Annotated in this window: 31 protein-coding genes and 2 tRNA genes; 23 read left to right on the forward strand and 10 right to left on the reverse strand. The window is 61.0% G+C overall.

Features of this window, described 5'->3' with window-relative positions:
- Positions 1–25: 25 nt before the first annotated feature.
- Positions 26–253: a hypothetical protein gene (locus tag CAL18_RS19730; protein ID WP_170940332.1), complete on the forward strand. Its 228-nt coding sequence runs from the start codon at positions 26–28 to the stop codon at positions 251–253.
- On the opposite strand, the gene CAL18_RS12530 is transcribed toward CAL18_RS19730, so the two are convergent.
- Positions 186–413 carry a transcriptional regulator gene (locus CAL18_RS12530; protein WP_094817977.1) on the reverse strand — a complete coding sequence of 76 codons (228 nt, stop codon included), beginning with the start codon at positions 411–413 and terminating at the stop codon, positions 186–188. The two genes, CAL18_RS19730 and CAL18_RS12530, sit on opposite strands and share 68 nt — an antisense overlap.
- 85 nt (positions 414–498) lie before the next feature.
- Here CAL18_RS12530 and CAL18_RS12535 point away from each other — a divergent pair, with 85 nt between their 5' ends.
- Both CAL18_RS12535 and bamE read left to right on the forward strand, forming a co-directional pair.
- Positions 499–1,215, forward strand: coding sequence for a S24 family peptidase (locus CAL18_RS12535; RefSeq protein ID WP_094817978.1), 717 nt, complete (start codon positions 499–501; stop codon positions 1,213–1,215).
- 23 nt (positions 1,216–1,238) lie between these two features.
- Positions 1,239–1,694: an outer membrane protein assembly factor BamE domain-containing protein gene (gene bamE / locus CAL18_RS12540; protein ID WP_094817979.1), complete on the forward strand. Its 456-nt coding sequence runs from the start codon at positions 1,239–1,241 to the stop codon at positions 1,692–1,694.
- 35 nt (positions 1,695–1,729) lie between these two features.
- Here bamE and CAL18_RS12545 read toward each other — a convergent pair whose 3' ends face one another.
- The 3 genes from CAL18_RS12545 to CAL18_RS12555 form a co-directional block, all read right to left on the reverse strand.
- On the reverse strand, positions 1,730–2,035 hold the full coding sequence (locus CAL18_RS12545) for a hypothetical protein (RefSeq protein ID WP_094817980.1): 306 nt from the start codon (positions 2,033–2,035) through the stop codon (positions 1,730–1,732).
- On the reverse strand, positions 2,035–2,223 hold the full coding sequence (locus CAL18_RS12550) for a hypothetical protein (protein WP_094817981.1): 189 nt from the start codon (positions 2,221–2,223) through the stop codon (positions 2,035–2,037). Before CAL18_RS12550 ends, CAL18_RS12545 begins: the two co-directional genes overlap by 1 nt.
- 312 nt (positions 2,224–2,535) lie before the next feature.
- Positions 2,536–2,838 carry a hypothetical protein gene (locus CAL18_RS12555; protein ID WP_141217765.1) on the reverse strand — a complete coding sequence of 101 codons (303 nt, stop codon included), beginning with the start codon at positions 2,836–2,838 and terminating at the stop codon, positions 2,536–2,538.
- A 672-nt stretch (positions 2,839–3,510) separates the two neighbouring features.
- Here CAL18_RS12555 and CAL18_RS19605 point away from each other — a divergent pair.
- Complete coding sequence (locus tag CAL18_RS19605; protein WP_141214385.1) at positions 3,511–3,792, forward strand: hypothetical protein; 282 nt, start codon at positions 3,511–3,513, stop codon at positions 3,790–3,792.
- On the opposite strand, the gene CAL18_RS19940 is transcribed toward CAL18_RS19605, so the two are convergent.
- Entirely contained in the window at positions 3,789–3,920 is a 132-nt protein-coding gene (locus tag CAL18_RS19940; protein ID WP_283163499.1) for a hypothetical protein, read from the reverse strand. The genes CAL18_RS19605 and CAL18_RS19940 overlap by 4 nt on opposite strands.
- On the opposite strand from CAL18_RS19940, the gene CAL18_RS12560 reads away from it, so the two are divergent.
- From CAL18_RS12560 to CAL18_RS12640, 18 genes are all read left to right on the forward strand, one after another.
- Positions 3,919–4,104, forward strand: a complete 186-nt coding sequence (locus CAL18_RS12560) for a hypothetical protein (RefSeq protein WP_094817983.1) — start codon at positions 3,919–3,921, stop codon at positions 4,102–4,104. The genes CAL18_RS19940 and CAL18_RS12560 overlap by 2 nt on opposite strands.
- Before the next feature lie 741 nt (positions 4,105–4,845).
- Positions 4,846–5,136, forward strand: a complete 291-nt coding sequence (locus CAL18_RS12565; protein ID WP_094817984.1) for a hypothetical protein — start codon at positions 4,846–4,848, stop codon at positions 5,134–5,136.
- Between the two features lie 3 nt (positions 5,137–5,139).
- Positions 5,140–5,340: a hypothetical protein gene (locus CAL18_RS12570; RefSeq protein WP_094796981.1), complete on the forward strand. Its 201-nt coding sequence runs from the start codon at positions 5,140–5,142 to the stop codon at positions 5,338–5,340.
- Entirely contained in the window at positions 5,328–5,474 is a 147-nt protein-coding gene (locus CAL18_RS19735) for a hypothetical protein (RefSeq protein ID WP_170940344.1), read from the forward strand. Before CAL18_RS12570 ends, CAL18_RS19735 begins: the two co-directional genes overlap by 13 nt.
- A gap of 10 nt (positions 5,475–5,484) precedes the next feature.
- Entirely contained in the window at positions 5,485–6,552 is a 1,068-nt protein-coding gene (locus CAL18_RS12575; RefSeq protein WP_094817985.1) for a hypothetical protein, read from the forward strand.
- Positions 6,553–6,559: 7 nt separating this feature from the next.
- Positions 6,560–7,300, forward strand: a complete 741-nt coding sequence (locus tag CAL18_RS12580) for an ERF family protein (protein ID WP_094817986.1) — start codon at positions 6,560–6,562, stop codon at positions 7,298–7,300.
- Positions 7,293–7,787: an HNH endonuclease gene (locus CAL18_RS12585; protein ID WP_094817987.1), complete on the forward strand. Its 495-nt coding sequence runs from the start codon at positions 7,293–7,295 to the stop codon at positions 7,785–7,787. The genes CAL18_RS12580 and CAL18_RS12585 overlap by 8 nt, the downstream gene beginning before the upstream one ends.
- Positions 7,784–8,434: a hypothetical protein gene (locus tag CAL18_RS12590; RefSeq protein WP_094817988.1), complete on the forward strand. Its 651-nt coding sequence runs from the start codon at positions 7,784–7,786 to the stop codon at positions 8,432–8,434. Before CAL18_RS12585 ends, CAL18_RS12590 begins: the two co-directional genes overlap by 4 nt.
- Before the next feature lie 2 nt (positions 8,435–8,436).
- Positions 8,437–8,850 carry a single-stranded DNA-binding protein gene (locus tag CAL18_RS12595; protein ID WP_094817989.1) on the forward strand — a complete coding sequence of 138 codons (414 nt, stop codon included), beginning with the start codon at positions 8,437–8,439 and terminating at the stop codon, positions 8,848–8,850.
- Between the two features lie 1,072 nt (positions 8,851–9,922).
- Entirely contained in the window at positions 9,923–10,387 is a 465-nt protein-coding gene (locus CAL18_RS12605; protein WP_094817991.1) for a hypothetical protein, read from the forward strand.
- The gene (locus CAL18_RS12610) at positions 10,384–10,962 is read left to right on the forward strand and encodes a hypothetical protein (protein WP_094817992.1); all 579 of its coding nucleotides are present in this window, start codon (positions 10,384–10,386) and stop codon (positions 10,960–10,962) included. Before CAL18_RS12605 ends, CAL18_RS12610 begins: the two co-directional genes overlap by 4 nt.
- Before the next feature lie 221 nt (positions 10,963–11,183).
- Positions 11,184–11,723, forward strand: coding sequence for a hypothetical protein (locus tag CAL18_RS12615; RefSeq protein ID WP_094817993.1), 540 nt, complete (start codon positions 11,184–11,186; stop codon positions 11,721–11,723).
- On the forward strand, positions 11,720–12,466 hold the full coding sequence (locus CAL18_RS12620; protein ID WP_141217766.1) for a hypothetical protein: 747 nt from the start codon (positions 11,720–11,722) through the stop codon (positions 12,464–12,466). Before CAL18_RS12615 ends, CAL18_RS12620 begins: the two co-directional genes overlap by 4 nt.
- Positions 12,463–12,624, forward strand: a complete 162-nt coding sequence (locus CAL18_RS19740) for a hypothetical protein (protein ID WP_170940345.1) — start codon at positions 12,463–12,465, stop codon at positions 12,622–12,624. The genes CAL18_RS12620 and CAL18_RS19740 overlap by 4 nt, the downstream gene beginning before the upstream one ends.
- A complete protein-coding gene (locus tag CAL18_RS12625) occupies positions 12,621–12,941 on the forward strand; it encodes a hypothetical protein (protein WP_094817995.1) in 321 nt (106 codons plus the stop codon). The genes CAL18_RS19740 and CAL18_RS12625 overlap by 4 nt, the downstream gene beginning before the upstream one ends.
- Entirely contained in the window at positions 12,938–13,387 is a 450-nt protein-coding gene (locus CAL18_RS12630; protein ID WP_212589937.1) for a hypothetical protein, read from the forward strand. Before CAL18_RS12625 ends, CAL18_RS12630 begins: the two co-directional genes overlap by 4 nt.
- Positions 13,388–13,472: 85 nt before the next feature.
- Positions 13,473–13,691, forward strand: coding sequence for a DUF4224 domain-containing protein (locus CAL18_RS20030; protein WP_094796991.1), 219 nt, complete (start codon positions 13,473–13,475; stop codon positions 13,689–13,691).
- A complete protein-coding gene (locus tag CAL18_RS12640; RefSeq protein WP_094817997.1) occupies positions 13,691–14,731 on the forward strand; it encodes a tyrosine-type recombinase/integrase in 1,041 nt (346 codons plus the stop codon). Before CAL18_RS20030 ends, CAL18_RS12640 begins: the two co-directional genes overlap by 1 nt.
- A gap of 65 nt (positions 14,732–14,796) precedes the next feature.
- Here CAL18_RS12640 and CAL18_RS12645 read toward each other — a convergent pair.
- Positions 14,797–14,872: transfer RNA gene (locus tag CAL18_RS12645), tRNA-His, on the reverse strand.
- 151 nt (positions 14,873–15,023) lie between these two features.
- Between CAL18_RS12645 and CAL18_RS12650 the strand changes: the two genes are divergently transcribed.
- Positions 15,024–16,481 (forward strand): phospholipase D-like domain-containing protein, encoded by a 1,458-nt coding sequence (locus tag CAL18_RS12650; protein ID WP_094817998.1) that lies wholly within the window; start codon positions 15,024–15,026, stop codon positions 16,479–16,481.
- A gap of 64 nt (positions 16,482–16,545) precedes the next feature.
- On the opposite strand, the gene CAL18_RS12655 is transcribed toward CAL18_RS12650, so the two are convergent.
- The 4 genes from CAL18_RS12655 to CAL18_RS12670 form a co-directional block, all read right to left on the reverse strand.
- A tRNA-Arg gene (locus tag CAL18_RS12655) sits at positions 16,546–16,619 on the reverse strand.
- 61 nt (positions 16,620–16,680) lie between these two features.
- A complete protein-coding gene (locus CAL18_RS12660; RefSeq protein ID WP_026640117.1) occupies positions 16,681–17,271 on the reverse strand; it encodes a helix-turn-helix domain-containing protein in 591 nt (196 codons plus the stop codon).
- Positions 17,272–17,282: 11 nt separating this feature from the next.
- Entirely contained in the window at positions 17,283–18,572 is a 1,290-nt protein-coding gene (locus CAL18_RS12665; protein ID WP_094817999.1) for an NAD(P)/FAD-dependent oxidoreductase, read from the reverse strand.
- Positions 18,573–18,597: 25 nt separating this feature from the next.
- On the reverse strand, positions 18,598–19,287 hold the full coding sequence (locus CAL18_RS12670; protein ID WP_026640115.1) for an amino acid ABC transporter permease: 690 nt from the start codon (positions 19,285–19,287) through the stop codon (positions 18,598–18,600).

Raw genomic sequence — 19,287 nt, forward strand, 5'->3', positions numbered from 1 at the left:
GTGGTGGTGGTGCAAACTGCTAGCCATGGAAAACAACCAAGAACCAAAACCTAGAAAGCGAATCCGCCTCGCTGTTCGTATCGGCCCCTCCTATTCGCCCAATCCAGGTCCCGATCAAGATGTGGTCGAGGAGCTACAGGTGGATGTGCCGGACGAACCTACTCAGGGTGGCAATGCGCGCTCTCCTATTTCTCTGGAGCCAATTCGGGCCAAATCCTCTGCCAGTCGTCTGGGCACAGATCCCGACGCGTGACAGCACCGTTGGTCGCGCGCTCAATGTCGGCGCAACGCTCAATTGGCACAGGCCGTCGACCAGAGGCCCATTCGCTCATGTTCGAAATCGGTGCGCCGATGGCCCGAGCCAACGCCGACAGGCGACCGCGTTCTTGGGTGAGGTATTCGGACAGTTGCATGCCTTCACTTTAGCGAAACGCGAAACGTACGTCAATAGCGTTTCGCGCATATCGATCTTTCGCGTTTTGCTATCAAATTCAGCGCATGAGAGATATTGACGAGATAAGGCGGGCCAACCTGCGCCGCCTCGAAGCCGAGTTCATGGGGCCTGCCGCCACCGCGAAGGCGCTTGGCATGTCCCCTGCCCAATTCACCAACCTCCGTGATGGGGCGAAAGACTCAAAGACCGGCAAGCCCAGGGGCATGCGCAAGGAAACCGCATGGCGAATCGAGGACTCTGCCGGGAAGCCCCGCGGCTGGTTAGACACTGTTCACTCTGACGAGGAACTCGCTAATTCCACCGGGATAACCCTACTTCCCACGTCTGCAACCCGATCCGTTACCATCAGTCAATATGACACGGGGGGCAGGATGGGCGCGGCTGGAGTGGAGCTGAAGGATCAGCCGGGAGTGATCGAGAGCTGGAGGGTTAGCCGGGAATGGCTGGAGAAGAACGTGCGCGGCTACGCTCAGGTAAACAGCCTGTGCATAGTGACCGGGTTCGGCGACTCCATGCGCCCAATGTTTAACCCCGGCGACCCGCTGATCATCGACTCTAGCGTACGGTCGGTCGAGTTCGACGCCGTGTACTTTTTCCGGGTCGGCAGCGAAGGATTCATCAAGCGCCTGCAGCGGGTACCTGGCAAGGGGTTGCTGGCGATCTCAGAGAATCCGGCCTATCGGGATTGGGTAATCGACCCCACGATGGACCTGGAGGTATTCGGCCGCGTCTTGAAGGTGTGGCGCAGCGAAGACTTCTAATTTTTTTACTCGCATGTGACCAAATGAGAATTTTTTATCTTTTGATAGCGGCTCTGATCGGCCTCAGTGGCTGCGCGGCAACGGGCGTCCAGGTGAAGCAGGGGCAACTTGACCAGTTCAAGCAGGGCGAAACGACGAGGCAAGAGGTCGTGGCGGCGCTGGGCAAGCCCACGACGCAGATGCGCAACTCGGATGGCACCACCACCCTGCTGTACACCTATGCCGAATCCCGGACCAGGCCTGAGACGTTCATTCCCTTCGTCGGAGCGTTCGTCGGTGGCGTGGACACGAACTCCAGCCACGTCACGCTGACATTCGACCAAGCTGGGAAATTGCTCAGCTACTCCAGTTCGGAAAGTGAAATGGGAACAGGAATGGGCATGGCAGCCGGTCAAGTGGAGGCTGTGCAAAATCAACCCCGAAAGCCGGGCTCGCCGCCGCAGGGCATGCCGGCCAATCCACAGGACACACCTATCTAGCTAGCCCCAACGAAGAAGCCGCCCTCGGGCGGCTTCTAGGTCCAAGTCGGCGGTGACGGTGATTTTTCAAAGGATCTCTTGAGAATCACAATTAACGAAAAAACACCCGCCAAGGAAATAATTATCTTATTCCCGGCAAGCAGCGCCTCAAATGCTCTGGTGGACAAAAACGTGAGCGACAGGAGAAGCATCGGGAAGATCACAACGCCATAACTTAAATCGCTAGCAAATGCTTCCCAAGACCGGCGCTCCGACTTTGTAAAACACCTCGCACAAGCATAAAGAATGGCCACCCCTACGGTGGCCATATCAAACCAGTTACCGTCTATGAGGTCGGTCATTAGACCAGGTGGACCGCCTTAACCATCAAGGCCGTGACTGCGGCACCCACGATTGCGCCGACCGAATTCATGTCAAGACCCGCTAAGCTAATATCGAGACTGCCGAGGAACGAGCCGGCCAGAGCAGCGCCAAAGATAGCCCCGGCGACCACCCACCGCGCATACTCGAGCTTCTTTACTGGCTTCATAGCTTTCTCCTTTCTGGGGCCCTTCTTTGTACAGACGTGACTAACCATCAATAGAAGAAGAGACATGACGGGATGAATGCCGCCCCGTCGGCTACTGCGAACCCGGTCGCCCGGGGCCTTGTTTTCCTAGATGACAACAAGGCATAAGTGGAGTATATGCCATTGCATCGTCATGCGCATTCATTTTCATTGACTTCGCATCACTCGTGATCATCCGACCCCGATAGGACTGGAAGGTTCCCCTCCCGCTGGGGCAACTCACAAGGCTGGTAATTTGTAACAGCCGCCCTCCCCGGGCGGTTTTCACTTAGGTCACTTGCAAAACTGGCGCCACGCACCATCAAACGCCCCTGCGGCCAGTGCGGGGTCGCGCTCGAAGACCACCATTTTTTCCCCTGCTGCGATGAAGCGCTGGTAGCCCACGTAGCCGCCAAACGCGTTCTTCGAATTAACCTCGCCACAGAACCCTCTCTGGTTTCGGAACAGGGCCGAGCCGCCGTCTTTCAGGTTAGCTCTCACCTGTTCCTGCGCGAGGCGCTGCATCTTGATCTGGTTGATGTCTTTAGGCGCAGCAGCTGACGCGAGACTGCAGAACACCGCGGAACTGATAAACATGGCAACCCTCATGTCCTTCCCCTGGTAACGGTTTGAGTCTGAATCGTACCGTAGGCTGCCGACATACATATATTTCGCGTTTCGCTATTGACAAGACGTTTCGCGTTTCGCTAATATTCACCCAACGCAGCAAAGAACGGCTTACCGCACAGCGGGGCCAAGTAGGGCTGCAATCAGTACCCGCTCTTTAACACGACGAAGCACAAACGTTCCGCGTCCGCAGTGATGCGACGCGGCAGGGGAGATATCGGACGCCCTGGACAGAAAGATGCCGAAAAACGCCCGCGCAAGGTGGCTGAACACACTAAGGCTGGCCAGGTGCAGAGCCTGGCAGCGTGGGCGCGATCCAGTTGGACGCCAAGAATCGATCGATGGCGAGTAATCGAGCGATGACCACCGGGAGTAGTCCGGGAACCACTGACCATTGCGAGCCGGGATGACCGGGAGTTGCGCAGCTGGCGGTGTCGGGTGGGGTGGCGCTGAGGCGATGTCTCGCGCTGCCCTGCCCCGGAATCATCCGCCTGCCCTGTGACAGAGGGCATACGGATGGGAAACGCGAGCCTGACCGCGCACAGGCCCATGGGGGACATGGTTAAAGCCCCAATCCGAAGCGCCATTCGATGAGTGCTGCGCTTTGAATGATTCGCGCCCTACAGCGCAATGGAGAGAGATATGGAAACGCCTCCCAAACGAAAGTTAGGGCGCCCGAGAAAACCGGGCGGTCCCGATCAGCAGTTCTCAATTCGAATGCCTGAGCATGAGCGGCTGAAATTGTTATGCGCCTCTAAGGCAACCGGAAAAAGCAAGAGTCAACTGATCGCCCGGTGCGTCAACCTATCGCTTAATCAGGTTTGCATCGAGGTTCTTGACGAGCAAGCGCGACGGCTGAGGGAGTTGATCAACCCCACTCCCCTCCCTGACGAAGCAATGGCAGGCGAGCAAGAAATAGATTAGGAGCCGCCATGCTGATCGCGGTAGTCCTTATAACCCTTGTCGTGCTGGTGGTGGTTGCGGCCTTCATTGCCAAGGCCGATGCCTACCGCCGCCAGGATGAGGAAGATCACTACTAGGAGTAGTGCCATGTCCAAGTACGCCACAACCATCTTCACCGCCATTGGCCTGGCAGTAGGAACGCTGGGCGGCGGAGCGGTGATGTACCAGCCCAAGCCTGACAAGGTATCGCTGTACATGCCTGACTGGACTTGTACGGTGAACGCCGCTACCGAGCGCCTGCAGTGTGAGCGTAAGACGGCGGGGACGTTGTAAGGAGTTCTCCGGCCCGAAAGGGTTCGGCTGGAGTCTGGTTGGCTTGACCCTTCCAGCCGTCCGCCCTGGCGACGCTAAAGGCCAGGACCTTCCGTGCTGGGCCCTCCCATTTCCTTGGTCGGTTAATGGGTCCGAGGGCGCCGATCCTTATTAGGGCTCAGCACGGAGGGTAATCCTCCAAGAGTCTCCTCAGGTGCTGGATGGTCCCCCAGCCGGCCTGACCCCACGAAACGGGGTCTTCTCAAGGAAGCGGCGGCGTGGAAGGACACGCTAACAGGCGCGGGGGCTATCCGAAAGGTGCTGTGCCTATGAACACCCCGCAAGCCGGCATCAATCCCGGCCCGCTTCCTTGAGGACTCCATCACTTTCAACTTTCCAACCGTGCAGGGTTGGCGGAGTTCCTCACCCATCAATGGGGAAAAGCAGATGCCGTGCCCTGTGACTGCGCGGGGCAGATCAAACGGTGCAGCGAGTACCCCTCCCCTTATCGACTGGCAGCCGGATATGGCGTATCCGGGCGGCGCGCAGAGGTGCCGTGGCATGCAAACGAGGCTTGGACGCTTGATCCGACCCGCGACGGCGGGGATATACAGCGTCTTCAAGTTCATGCCTTTGCGGGTTCGAGTCCCGCCCAGTCGGCCAATCAATGGCGCCACCCCACGACCCGCCAATACTGCCGAGTGCGCACGACGCATGAGGGCGGTTAGTGCAGGAGCGCCGCCCTTTTCTATGGAGCCAATCATGAACCTCATGGCATGGCCTGAACCCGACCTGAACCCGCCCGAGCCGCCGCCGCTGACCGCGTCGCCCCATTCCGTGCTGGAAGTGCTGCAGAACCCCACGGCATGGGATGTGGACGGTCACGATGCGATCTGGTGGACGGAGCGTCTGGAAGACCGGGGACTTTTCGAGAACCTGACCCGCGGCGACAGGGCTGTGATGCTTATGGCCGTGTTGTCGACCACCAACACTTGGGCGAACCGCCTGAAGGTGGAGATCCTGAGCGCAGTCAAAGACGAACTATCGGAGTGAGCCATGAGCGAGGAACTTCAGGACATTCTGGAGCAGTACCGGGCGATGAGGGTGGCGCTCGAAAAGCTGCTTGAGCTCCCTTATGCCAAGGAACAACTGCGATTTCTCGACGGGGGAATCGGCACGAAGACACGCAACGCAGTATGGCTGGAAGCCCGCCACGCTCTCGCCACGCCCAAGGGAGAACCGCCATGCACCGCCTGATCAACTTCCTCCGCCGCATCGACATCCACCAATGGGTAGCGATCTACGCCGTTATCTGCGCCATCGTAGGTGTCTACGGGTCGGTGCAGCAGATGGATGAGGAAGCGAGCCTGATCGCTATTGCCAAGAAGTAAGGAGAACAAATTGAGCGACGTTACCGAACTGATCGAACTGCCGCCCCAGGAGACCGCCCTGGAGGTTTACGCCAAGCCGAGCGGCCTTGAGCCCTGGTTGGAGAAGATCCGCGCTGAAGTCACCGGGCATGTCCCCGACGTATCCACCCGCAAGGGGCGCGAGGCAATTGCCAGCTTGGCATTCAAGGTGCGCAAGTCGAAGACCGCGCTGGACGGGCTCGGGAAGAAACTGGTCGATGACCTGAAGGACGTGCCCAAGCGCATCGACGCCGAGCGTAAGCGGATGCGGGACACACTGGACGCGCTGGCTGATGAGGTGCGCGCACCGCTTACTGCATGGGAGCAGGCCGAGGAAGATCGGTTACAGCGACACCGTGAGTCCATCGAAGCGATCAACACCCTCGCGGCGAATCTGGACGACCGCAGCTCGCAATCCATCGCAGCGTTGCTGGCCGCCGCTGAGGAAGTAGAGATCAGTGCGAAGTGGGAGGAATTCGAGGCCGAGGCAGCCCGCGCCAAGGACAAAGCTGTGTCTTCGCTCCGCGCCGCCCTGGTAGCCCGCGAAAAATATGAAGCGGAGCAGGCCGAGCTTGCGCGCCTCCGCGCCGAGGCTGAAGCCCGCGAGCAGAAGGAGCGCGAAGAGCGCATCGCCCGCGAAGCCGCCGAACGGGCACAGCGAGAAGCTGAAGCCAAGGCCCAGGCAGAGCGCGAGGCAGCCATTCGACGCGAGCAGGAAGCAAAAGCAGCCGCTGAACGCCGGGAACTTGAATTGAAACTGGCAGCAGAGCGCGCCGAACGGGAAAAGGCCGAGGCCATCGCCCGGGCGGAGCAGGAAAAGCGCGACGCTGAAGCTCGGCAACAACGCGCAATCGAAGCCGAGCGCCAACGCGTGGCCGCGGAGAAGGCCCAAGCAGAGGCTGAAGCTAAGCGCCGCGAGGCTGATAAGGCGCACAAAGCCAAGATCAACCGGGCCGCCCTGGAAGCGTTCGTAGCGGGAGGCATGCCTGAGGACTGCGCTAAGCAGGCAGTGACCCTCATAGTCAAGGGTGCCATCCCTTCAGTCCGAATCACCTACTGAGGTCGATATGAATGAAGTAATCGAAGCCCCGACTCGAGAGCTAGCAGTAGACGCTGCGCCCGCCGCCGACTCGCCGATGGGCATGATGCTGGCAGCCCTGAAGCATGGCGCCACCCTGGAGCAGGTCGAGAAGATGATGGACTTGCAAGAGCGCTGGGCAAAGACAGAAGCCAAGAAGGCCTACGACGCGGCCTTCGCAGCGTTCAAGGCCGAGGCGGTCAAGATCGTGAAGGGAAGGAACGTGACTGACGGCCCATTGAAGGGCAAGGCCTACGCCGAACTGCACGATGTGGTCAACGCCGTCACCCCTGCCCTGTCCAAGCATGGCCTTTCGTCGTCGTGGAAGCTGACCAAGGACGAGAAGGACTGGATGGAGGTCACCTGCTACCTGCGGCACGTCGGCGGGCACGAGGAAAGTGTCTCGATGGGTGGCCCTCCGGACATGGGCGGCGCCAAGAATGCGATCCAGGCCCGGGCCAGCACGAAAACCTACCTGGAGCGCTATACGCTCAAGGCCATCACCGGGCTGTCCGAACAGGATGACGACAACGACGGACACGACCCTGCCCAGGCGCTGGATGACTGGATCGCCAAGGTTGAAGAAGCTGCTACCGAGGACGATCTTAGGGCCACATCAAAGGCGGGCGCCAAGTACTTCCAGGTCACCCGAGACAAGGACGGCTACCGACAATTCGCCGCTGCTGTCCAGGCGAAGGGGGCCGACCTGAAGGGGAAGGCCAATGCGTGACCTGACACCGGAGATTCTTCGGGGTTGCCTTAGATATGACACATCAACAGGGAAATTTACCTGGAAGAGGCGAACCGGAGGGCGTGCCACCACCGGGGTCGCTGCGGGCACCGTGACCGCGAGAGGCTATTTAGAAATAGGCCTAGGTCGCAAGATATATAAGGCCCATCGCCTCGCTTGGCTTTATGTGTACGGAGTATGGCCGATCGGAGAAATAGATCACATTGACGGAGACAAGCTCAACAATGCAATCCGCAATCTGCGGGATGTCCCGAGGCGCGCCAACCAGCAAAACCTACGTAGAGCACTTGGCGCGCGCACGAATGGGCTATTGGGAGCGACTCATCATAAGGCCACCGGCAAATGGAGGTCTCGTTTGTGGGTCGACGGCAGAAATATCAGCCTTGGCCTGTATGAAACCGCTGAAGAGGCACACAAAGCATACATAGAGGCAAAGCGCAAACACCATGAAGGATGCACTCTATGAAGGACGTACTGATCAGGTGCTCGTCACTCGGGAAAATCATGGCCGAGCCCAAGTCAAAATCAGAAGGAATCCTCTCCGTCGGAGCCAAGACCTATCTGCGCGAAATCGCCAAGCAGGAAATTTTCGGCGTCGAATTCGAGGTTTCCAGCAAAGAAATGGAGAAAGGTATCGAGGTAGAGCAGGAGTCCATCGAAATGCTCAACCGCGTGCGGGGCCTGAACCTGACCAAGAATACCGAGCGCAAGGCCAACAAATGGCTGACCGGTGAATGCGACCTGTATGACGCAGCCAGCCGCAAGGGCTACGACCTCAAGTCGTCGTGGTCGGCCAGGACATTCCCAGGGTGGCTAATAGACTGCGAAAACAAGCTCTATGAATGGCAATGCCGTGGATACATGCAACTGTGGGACGCCGACCGATGGGAGGTCGTCTATGCCCTGGTCGACACCCCCGAGCGCCTGATCGGCTACGAGCCGATCCAGATGCACCTGGTTTCCCACTTGCCCGAGCACATCCGCATTACCGGCTGGGAGATCGAACGCGACCCCGAAAAGGAAAAGCGGATGCAGGAGCGGGTCGAAGCCGCAAGGGAGTACCTGCAAGACTGCATCCGCATGTTTGACGAACTACACAAGGAAGCCGCCTGATCATGCCTCAGTACATTGGATTAGCCACCATTGGCCGCGACGTAGAAGTACGCCACACCGCCCAGGGCGACCCCGTGGCAAGCCTATCCCTTGCCTTCACCTACGGGAAGAAGGGATCGGACGGGAAGCGCCCGACCCAATGGGTGGACGGGTCACTGTGGGGCCAGCGCGCCGAAGCGTTGCAGCCGTACTTGCTCAAGGGAACCCGCGTTTATGTGGTCGTGGACGAGGCGCACGAAGAAAGCTACCAGACCCGCGACGGCCGAACCGGCAGCAAGATCGTCGGACGCGTCAGCGTGATCGAGTTCGCCAGCAAGCCCGCTCAGCAACAGCAAGCCGCCCCGCAGGCCGCGCCCGAGCCCGCCCAGCGGCCCGCCGCCGAGCCGATGGACATGGACGACTCGATTCCATTTTGATGGAGGTTCGTATGAAACGTTGCTTCCGGTGCCTTTGCGAAAAGCCCCTTGACGCATTCTATAAACACTCTCAAATGAGTGATGGGCGCTTAAATAAATGCATCGAATGCACAAAGGCGGATGTCAGGAAGAATCGTCTAGAGAAGCTGGAGCAGTACCGCTCCTACGATAGAACGCGCAGCAGCAATCCCGAGCGGGTAGCGGCCCGGCGGGCCTACGCAAAAACACCAGAGGGGAAACTAGCACACGCGCGCGCAAATGCGCGATGGGTAGTGGCGCATGCGATACGCCGGAAAGCGAGCCACGCAGTTAACAACGCGATCCGGGACGGCAAGCTTATCCCGGAGCCGTGTTTTATATGCGGGGCCAAGGCGCAGGCGCACCACCCCGATTACTCGCGGCCCCTTTCAGTGACTTGGCTCTGCCCATCGCATCACAAAGCAGCACATCGCATTGTGGCCGAGCATCGCTACGCGAACGGCGAAGCCCAAACGCTGCACTTTTGACCCCCCGGCAGCTCACCTTAACCAAATGGAGGCCCACTTAGGTGGGCTGCCTCTTAACCCGGCGGAAGGCCCTTAGCGTGGGCAACGCCCAGCTCTAGAGCGTCTGCCAGCGCTTCGTAATGCGTCTTGTGCCCTTTGCTCACTACACCAGGGCTGTGCACGATGCGCGCATTTCCACTGGCGTCCACCAGTCGAATTTCGTAAGTCGCGTCGAACAACTCCGATCCGTCGCTTACGAATGCCTCACCGTCCACCAAGTAACCATTGACGTTGATAGGCGTCCTTACCGTCGCCTGCCATTGGTCGGCGAATTCGCTTTTGCTTGTGTGACGTCTCATCCACGTTCCGCAACCTCTACACTGATATGTCTCCATCGTTGGGCCGGACGCCCGGATTGGGCCGGACGCCCGGATTGGGCCCGCCACAGACTGCAGGTCTAGATCGTCATGTGGGCGAGTTTCGTAGGGTTGTCCGTTCAACGACAAGCAATTGCTGCAGATCTTCACGTCGGCTCCCTCGCGAGTTGCATGTGCGCCAATCGTACCCCATCCCCCAGGAGTTTCACCATGACAGTTAACACGCAAGAGCTGCGCGAACTGCTGGAGAAGGCTTCTCCCCGCCCTTGGACATGGAAACAGGTGGGCACCTTCTCCACGCCCGGAGTCGCTCTGTTTTGGCCTGACAGCAGCAAGGGCGGCGTTCATTACCGACGCCTGGACTCAAATGGCGGGATGACAGAAGCCGACGCCGACCTGATTACGAATGCAGTACGCGCCCTTCCCGCCCTCCTGGCCGAGAACGAGGCTCTGCGCGCAGAGCTACAGGCGCGGCAGTGGATGCCGATTGAGACGGCTCCGCACGACCAAGAGGTATTGCTCGGCTGGTATGAGCGGGATGGCGCGTGGAAAGCGGAGGTCGGAATGGCATCTTGGGGGTGGCGCACCACCCGCGTGAACAATATATCCCTACATGGCCGCGCTACTCATTGGCAAACCTTACCGCCCGCCCCGCCCCAAGGAGAGACAGCATGACGCCCGTGGCCGTCCTGTTCGCCCGCCAGGATAGTTTCTACAAAACGCTCCCTGGCTGCGACGTGTACGACATTGATCGCGATGCCAGGACGTTCCAGGGCGGTATGCCGGTTGTGGCGCACCCGCCGTGCAGGTCATGGGGGCGGCTCAGACAGTTCGCCAAGCCTCGGGAGGACGAAAAGGCGCTAGGCCCATGGGCGGCTGAACAAGTCCGACGCTGGGGCGGCGTGCTGGAACATCCAGCCGAATCCACGCTGTTCGCCCACTGTGGCATGCCGGCGCCTGGTCGGTTCCCTGACGCATGGGGCGGGTACACGATCCAGATTGACCAGTTCCACTTCGGGCACCGGGCCGAAAAATCTACGTGGCTGTACATCGTCGGGTGTGGCCCAGATGATCTGCCTGAAATCCCGCAACGAGCAGGCCGGCCGACGCACTGCGTGCGCCCAACCAAGAGTCACCCGCGCTTGCCCAGCATCACGAAAGCCGAGCGCGAACACACCCCGCCCGACTTGGCCTGCTGGCTAGTGGAAGTAGCCCGCCGCTGCTCCATTGAAAAAAGGAAAGCCGCATGACGCCCGAACCCGAAGCCCCGCAAGAAGACCCGGACGTGATGACCCCGACCGAGGAAGCCGAATGGAAGATTCTGGATCAACAGCGAGCCTCACGCCAGTCGCAGTGATTGAGTACTGGGCGGACATGCTCGAGCGCACCGCAAAGCACACAATGGCCGTCTACATCCTGCGCGAGTACGCGAGGGTTAGGGCGGCGATGGTCAAAGAGACTGGAGAAAACAATGTCTGACCGAACCGAAGCCGAAATCCGCAATGCTGCGCTGGAAGAAGCGGCGCAGGTTTGCGACAAGTCCAGCCTGCAACCGGCTATTGCCGCACGCATCCGCGCCCTGAAGTCCGCCCCTGCCGCCGAGGAATCCGCGAAGGGTGCGGATGTGGCGCAGCCCAAGCGCCGCCCGTATAACGCAAGCGCCTCGTTGAGCGAGTACGGAGTTTTTCCTGAATGTGATGCCGCCCCTGCCGCCCAGGCTCCTGCGAAGGGTGCGAGTGATGGTTGGCGTATCGATCACTCTGCCGGTTGCCCCATCTTGGTCTACCAGAATTGCAGCGTTATCGAAGCCGAGCAAGCGGAGTATGTGCTGCGGCTGATCGAAGCCGACCGCCAGCAGCGCGGCGGGGATGTTGTGAGCGCCTTCGACGCCGCCGTGGCAGCGGAGCTGCCCAAGGTATCGACGTTGGAATACAACAGCCACGAAATCTGCAAGCACTTCGCAGAAAGAGTCCGCGCCGCCCTGGCCGCTACGAAAGGGGAAAGCAAATGAGCATGTGGCACTGTGAGAAATGCCTGGGAACACCCGGAGTCGGCGTAGGTTGCGTCTGCGCCGCCCGACCTGCCGCGAGCGCGCACCCTATACCGCAGCCGCTGCGCGACACATTCAGCGCCATCGAGGATTCTGCGCCGTCCGCCAACGGCATGCAGGTTTTTACCCAGATGCGGACTGCCGTGCAGTCATTTTTCCAAGCCCAACCTGCCGCGAGCGCGGAGCCGAGCGACGAGGAACTTGCACGGCTGTGGCGGCAGGTATCCGGTCGAGAGACATTGCGGCCCGACAGTGTGGCGATGACTTTCGCCCGCGCCCTTCTATCCCGCTACGGCAGGCCCGCAGGGGAGTGCTTCTACGTGGACGCCGGACACCTGCGGGAAGTGCGGAATGGCAACGACATGCCAGTCTCCATGTCTACGACTTCCCATCATGGAATGGTGCCACTTTACACCGCAGCAGTGGCCGCAGGGGATGCGCAGCCGGTGGCTGACCATAAGTTCTACCCGCACCCCGGCTATAGGGCGTTTTGTCAGAAATGCGGCAAGGCTGAGGCGGATCACCCAACCGCACCAGTGCCCGCGCAGAAGGCGGACGATGCGAAGCTGCCCGCAAAGATTCCGGAGTATGAGGCTGTAGGAGGCGAATACCCCAGCAACGACTCTTATCAAGAGGGCTACGCAGAAGGGTGGAATGCCGCCATCGACGCCGCTATGCAACGAGAAAGCGGGGGTGGGGTATGAAGCACCAACGTGGGTACATCAGCTTCCCTGACGAAATCTTTGTCGGCTTGCTCGTAGCAGGCATCGCAATTGGTGCGATTGCCACCGCTGTCCTGATCTTCGGCCTGCCTTGGGTGTGGGGCCTGGTCGAATCCTGGCTGCATGAGGTGAAGCAATGACCGACCGCTACGCACGTATCAGGGAGGCGCTGGAAGCACTAGATGCGGCAGGCGGTGGTGGTTGGATTTCATGGGAAACCGCGTTTGTGAAATACGCGAAAGCCAGCCAACCCGACACTATCCGGGCACTACTGGCAGAGAGGGATGAGCTGGCGAAGGATGCGGAGCGGTATCGGTTAGTGCGCCGCAAGGTGCGCATCGTTGGCAACGACTTCCACATCGTCAACTTGCGGCCTACTTATGTCGCACCTGACGCAGCGGCCGAACTTGACGCTGTTGCCGACGCCGCCATCGCCCAGCAGCGCAAGGGGGAATGATGAACTATTACCTAGACACCGAGTTCGACGGCTTCGGTGGCCCGCTGCTGAGCCTGGCGCTGGTGCGCGAAGATGGCGAATCGCTGTATCTGGTCTACGTGGACCACGTTGCCAAGGACCCCTGGGTACGGGAGAACGTGTTGCCCATCATGCGAGCTGTGCCGTTTGAGGTCTCAACGGTCAACTGCAACCACCCGGGCGGCGCATACCGCATCTCAGCGTTTCTATCAGCTGACCCAGCGCCCCATATCAACACCGACTGGCCAGACGACGTGCGCTACTTCTGCCAGGCGATTATTACTGGCCCAGGGCAGATGGTGAACATTCCGCACATGTCGTTCGAGATCCACCGCGTGGGCGCATATCCGACTGATCTGCCTGGCGCTGTGCAGCACAACGCGTGGTGGGACGCCATGGCGTTGCGCCATCTCCTGATGGCGGCCTAATGCCCCGCTACTCCCTAACCCTAAGCTGCAAATGGCTGAAATTGTTTTGACGCCCGCCTAGTGCGGGCTTTGTTTTGGAGGCGATATGGAAACGTTTCTATCCCCCGAGGAACTTACCCGCCTGACGGGTTATAAGTCCTCCGCTTGGCAGCGCCGCTGGCTGAAATCCAACCGGTGGCGATTTGACCAGGATCGGCTCGGAAGACCTATCGTCGCCCGGGCCTATTACCTGAAGCACCTCGGCATCACGGCCCCCGATGCGAGCAGTGCGGAACCAAATTGGGAGGCAGTAGGGGTTGCCTGATGGGCAGGAAGCGACTTACCGACACCCACCTCGGTCTGCGGGTGTACGTCAAGCATGGCCGGTATCGAGACACGTACTACACGATCATCGCGGGCAAGTACCACGGCCTGGGCAATGACCGGGGTAAGGCCGAGCGCCAAGCCCGCGAGCTTCACGGCGGCGCTTACGTCCGAGGAACCATCGCCGACATGTGCCTGAGCTTCATCGCCTTCCAGCGCGGCCTGATTGCCTCTGGTGACCCCTCTGCCCTGGCGCCCCGCACCGTGGACGACTACGAGTCGGCCTTCATGGTTCACATCATCCCGAAGTTCGGACACATGAAGCCGTCCGAATTCCGGCCATCGCACAAGGGCAAGTACCTGGATCTGATGCGGGCCAGGGGCCGGGGCGTTCGGGCCAACCGGGAAATGGCCGCACTCGGGTCGGCGTTCAACTACGGGATTCGGCGTGGCATGGCCGAGGTCAACCCCTGCCACGGCGTCAGCCGAAACCCCGAGCGGCCCAGGTCGCGGCGCCCGGAGAAGGTCGAGGTCAACGCATTCCTGCAGATCGCACAGAAGCGCGGTGAGGGCAGCTACATGACGGCCCTGATCGGCTTGATGGTCGGCATAACCGGGCGGCGGCGGGCGGAAGTCCTGGAGTTGCAGAAGTCAGCCATCACGGAGGGCCATGTGCGCGTGGTAGCCGCCAAGCGCAAGGCCGGGGAAGCTGAGCGGGTCTATGAGGTTCAGTGGACGCCGCTGCTGCGCCAACTGCTGAGCGAGGCCCTGCGGATGTCGCAAAAGCACGACAACGACTATGTGTTTACGTCGAGATCGGGAGCGCCCTACACCGACTCGGGCTTCAAGGCCAACTGGTCAAAGATCATGCATGCCTACGTCCTGGCGGGCGGCGAGCGCTTCACGGCGCACGACCTGCGGGCCATGTACGTCACGGAAATGATCGAGCAGGGGAGAAACCCAGAGACGCACAAAAACCCTGCCACGACGCGTCGTGTTTACGACCGTCGCCGCAAGGTCAAAGTGCAGCCCTTGGCGTGAAATATTAGAAAGCGCCCGAACAATTAGAAAATGTTAGTGGGCGCTATCGCCAAGAGGCTTAAATTTGGGGTGGCTGATGGGACTCGAACCCACGACAACCGGAATCACAATCCGGGACTCTACCAACTGAGCTACAGCCACCATTGCTACTGCAAAGAGGCCGCATTCTAGCATATATTTCCGGCGTGCACCGTGGCGGCCAATCCCGCGGGGGGATTGTTCTTGCTATTCTGTGGCGCTTGGCCGGAACGGACATCCGGCGCACTGGCGCGACTTCCTTTTCAGGCTACTTATGGATCGCTTCGACGAGCTGTTACGCGAATATTGGCCGCATCTGGTGTTTGCAGTCAGCGTGCTGGCTGGCACCGGGGCCGCGGTGCATGCGGCGATGACCAAGCAGGACGTGCGCGCCGCCATCGGCTGGGTGGGCGTTACGCTGTTCTCGCCGTTGTTCGGGGCGCTGTTTTATTTTGTGGCGGGCGTCAATCGCATTCACCATACGCGGGTTTCGCAGCAGCGCGACGAAGCCATGCTGGCCTACGCCGGGCATGCGCAATCGCCCGTGAGCGACGTCGTGCCATTTTCCGCGCCGCAGTTTGCATCGCTGAAGATCCTGGGCGACAAGGTCAGCCACTTTTCGCTGCTGGGCGGCAATTCCGTGCGCCCGCTGGGCGGCGGCGACGAAGCCTATCCGGCCATGATGCAGGCCATACGCAAGGCCGAGCATTGCATCGCCTTGCAAAGCTATATCTTCGACAGCGACGCCATAGGCATAGAAATGGCCCAGGCGCTGATCGAGGCTCACGAACGCGGCGTGCAGGTGCGCGTGCTGATCGATGCGATCGGCAGCCGGTATTCGCACCCGCCCATCGTGCGCCGCCTGCAGCGCGGCGGCGTGCGCACGGCGCGTTTCATGACCAACCCGCTGGGCGTGCTGCGCATGCCTTATGCCAACCTGCGCAGCCACCGCAAGATCCTGGTGGTGGACGGCCGCATCGGCTTTACCGGCGGAATGAACGTGCGGGCGGCATTCGTGCGGGCGATCGCGGGCGACGCCACCAATGAAGACGTGCATTTCGAACTCAACGGCCCCATTGTTGCGCAGCTGATGTCGGTGTTCGCGCACGACTGGAACTTCACCACGCACGAAACCCTGGACAGCGCACCGTGGTTCCCGCCGCCCAGCGGCTCGCTGCCCGGCACGGTGCCCATGCGCTGCGTACCTTCGGGGCCCGACCGAGCGGTGGTCAGCACCCGCAACATGTTGCTGGGGGCCCTGGCGGTGGCGCAGAAGCACATCCGCATACAGTCGCCCTATTTCCTGCCGGACCAGCCGCTCATCGGCGCGCTGGCGACCGCGGCGCGGCGCGGCATCACGGTCGATATCGTGATTCCCGGCCGCAACAACCTGCGCCTGGTCAATTACGCCATGACCGCGCAACTGGACCAGATCGTTCGCACCGGCTGCCGGGTCTGGCGCTCGTCCGGCCCGTTCGATCATTCCAAACTGATGACGGTGGATGGCGCGTGGTCGTATATCGGGTCGTCCAACCTGGACCCGCGCAGCCTGCGTCTGAATTTCGAGCTGGACACCGAGATCTACGACCGCGACCTGGCGTCGTGGATCGCCGCGCGTATCGACAGCCGCATCGCCAATGCGCGCCAGGTGACGCTGGAAAGCCTGTATGGCGAGCCGTTCTTGAAGCGGTTGCGCAATAAGGTGATCTGGCTGGCGTCGCCTTATCTGTAGGCTGCCACCAGTCGCGGCCAGGGGCGGCGGCCGCGTTTGCAATCGCCCGGTACGGGCACGGATGCGTCGCGGACAGGAATCGAACCCGTAACCTGCGGCTTAGAAGGCCGCTGCTCTATCCAATTGAGCTACCGCGACATGGAGATGAACAGCTTGGGCTGTTCGACAGCGCGGCAATTGTACCGTGTTGCACGCGGCGTCAGCCATCGCCGCCGTCGGGCTCGCCGCCGGTGGATATCCACAGCACCATGGCGTCTTCGGGGCTCAGGCTGATCACGCGGTGGCCCATCCGGCTGTCGATGTAAAAGCTGTCGCCGGCGGCCAGCCGGGCCGGCTGGTAGAACTCGGTGTGCAGTTCGATTTCGCCACTGAGCACGTATACGAACTCTTCGCCGCTGTGCCGGCTCCAGTCGCTGAATTCGCCGAACGAGCGCGCTTTCACCCGGGTATGGAACGGCATCATGCGCTTGTGCGACAGGGCGGTGCACAACAGCCGGTGATCGTAGTATGGCGTTTCGTATGAACGGCCCTCGCCCCGCTGGCTGATTGTGCTGCGGCCCGTGCCCATGTGCTCTTGAGGCGGCGTGAACAGTTCGGCCACGTCCAGCTGCAGGCCCGCCGCAATCTTCAGCAAGTTGTCATACGTGGGCGAAAGCAGCCCGTTTTCTATTTTGGACAGCGTGGACGCCGATACCCCGGTGGCCTGGGCGGCCTGTTTCAGGGTCCAGTCGCGCGCGCGGCGCAAATCGCGCAGCCGTTGGGCCAGGGCATTCTGCTTGGAGCCGGGCATGATGCATACCTTCAGGATCGCGAACGGCGCTCGCGCAGACGGTCACGCAATTGATACGACCAGTATGTCAATTGCACGGCTGCCTTGCCGAACGGGCCGCCGTTCCATTCCAGGCCGAAAGGCTCGAACTCGCGATAGCGTTCGCTGTCGCCGCATATGCCCTCCGCCACCACCCTGCCCCCGATGGACGTGGTGTTCATGCCGTGCCCCCCGAACGATGTGCAGTACCAGACGCCCGGCCGAAGGCGCCCGATCTGCGGCATCAGGTGGCGCGCATAAGCCATGCTGCCCGACCACGCCACTTCGACCCGCACGTCGGCCAATTGCGGATAGACCGACAGCAGCTCGGCGCGCAGCGATGCGGCCAGGTCGGGCGGGTCGCTGACGCGAGTGGTGATATGGCTGCCCCAGCTGATGCGCCCCCCTTCGACCACGCGGTAGTAATTGCCCGCGCGGCGCGTATCGCCAATGGCCGCGTCAGTGCGTATGGCCTCGCGCACCCGTTCGCCCAGAGGTTCGGTCAACATGATGTACGTGGCAATGGGCAGCATCGCGCGGCGCAGCGCCGGCACCAGGCCGTCGGTATAGCCGCCGGTGGCAAACACCACGGTCTGGGCGTCAAGCTTGCCGCCGGGCGTCGCCAGGCGCTTGACAGGCCCCGCAAGGTCGGCCGAATGCACCGGCGAGTCTTCGTGGATCTGAACGCCAAGCCGCGCGCATTCTTGGGCGAGCGCGCGCGCATAGTTCAGCGGATGAAAATGGAACGAATCGGGGTCGTAGATGCCCTGAAAGTAAACATCGCTGCGCAGCAGTTCGCGCACTTCGTCGGTCTGCAGCAGACGCACCTGCCGGCCATGGCGGCTCTGCTCTTCGCAATAGGCCCGCATCGCCGCCACGTCGTCGTGGCGCAGCACGCGCAGGCGGCCATCCACCTTGCGGGCATCGGCGATGGCCAGGTCACGTATGTTGTTGCGGATAATGTCCACGCCCTCGATGGACAGGCGATACAACCTGTCGTAGGCCGGCTGGCCCACGCGATGCCGGATCAGGTCTGCGCCGGCCGAATATGCCGGCGACACGGACCCGCCGTTGCGGCCCGATGCGCCCCACGCTACCCGGCGTGCTTCCAGCAGCGTGACCTGCCGTCCGCGGCGCGCCAGTTCAAGCGCCGTGGTCAAGCCGGCCAGCCCGCCTCCGATGATGCAGATATCGGTGCTGGCCGCTCCGGCCAGCGCGCTGTACCGAGTGTGCGCATCGCCCAGGGTGCGCCGGTAGAAAGTGTCGATGTACTCAGAGGCCATGATGGCTATATGGTCGAGGGATACGCTACGCCAGCGATGTGGGCCCCAGGGCGCCTACCGCGCGTTTTTCGATCCAGTTGGCCATCCGCAGCAAGGGGTAGCAATACAGGAAATAGATCAGTGCGATCAGCGCGTAGATGAAGAGCGACTTGCTGGGATAGGTGATCATGAACACTTCTCCCTGGCGCGTCAGTTCGGTGATGCCCACGACCGACAGGATGGCCGTGCTCTTGATCAGCATGACATATACGCCGCTCATCGGCTGCACGATCAGCCGCATTGCCTGCGGCAGCACCACCAGCCGCAGTATCTGCAGGGGCCGCAACCCCAGGGTCATGGCGCCTTCGGTCTGGCCGCGCGGCACCGCCTGGATGGCGCCCATGACGATCTCGGCCACGTAGCTCGACGTATACAGCGACAGCGACATGAAGGCGGCCATGCCGGAATCCCACTCCAGCCACCAGATGCCGGTGCTGGGCAGCACGAAGTAGCAGATATACAGCTGCACCAGGAATGGCGTGCCGCGCAAAAGGTGGATGTACAGCCCGAGCAGCTGATGCAGGCCGCGCAGCCGGTAGCTGCGCACCACGCCGATGACAAAACCCAGTGTGGACCCCGCGATAATCGCCAGGAAAGAGATCTTGAGCGTTTCCAGGAAGCCCTTCAGCAGAAAGGGCATCACCGTCACCATGGTGGACCAATATTCTTGCAGCAT

Source organism: Bordetella genomosp. 7, from assembly GCF_002261415.1.
Classification (GTDB): domain Bacteria; phylum Pseudomonadota; class Gammaproteobacteria; order Burkholderiales; family Burkholderiaceae_B; genus Bordetella_A.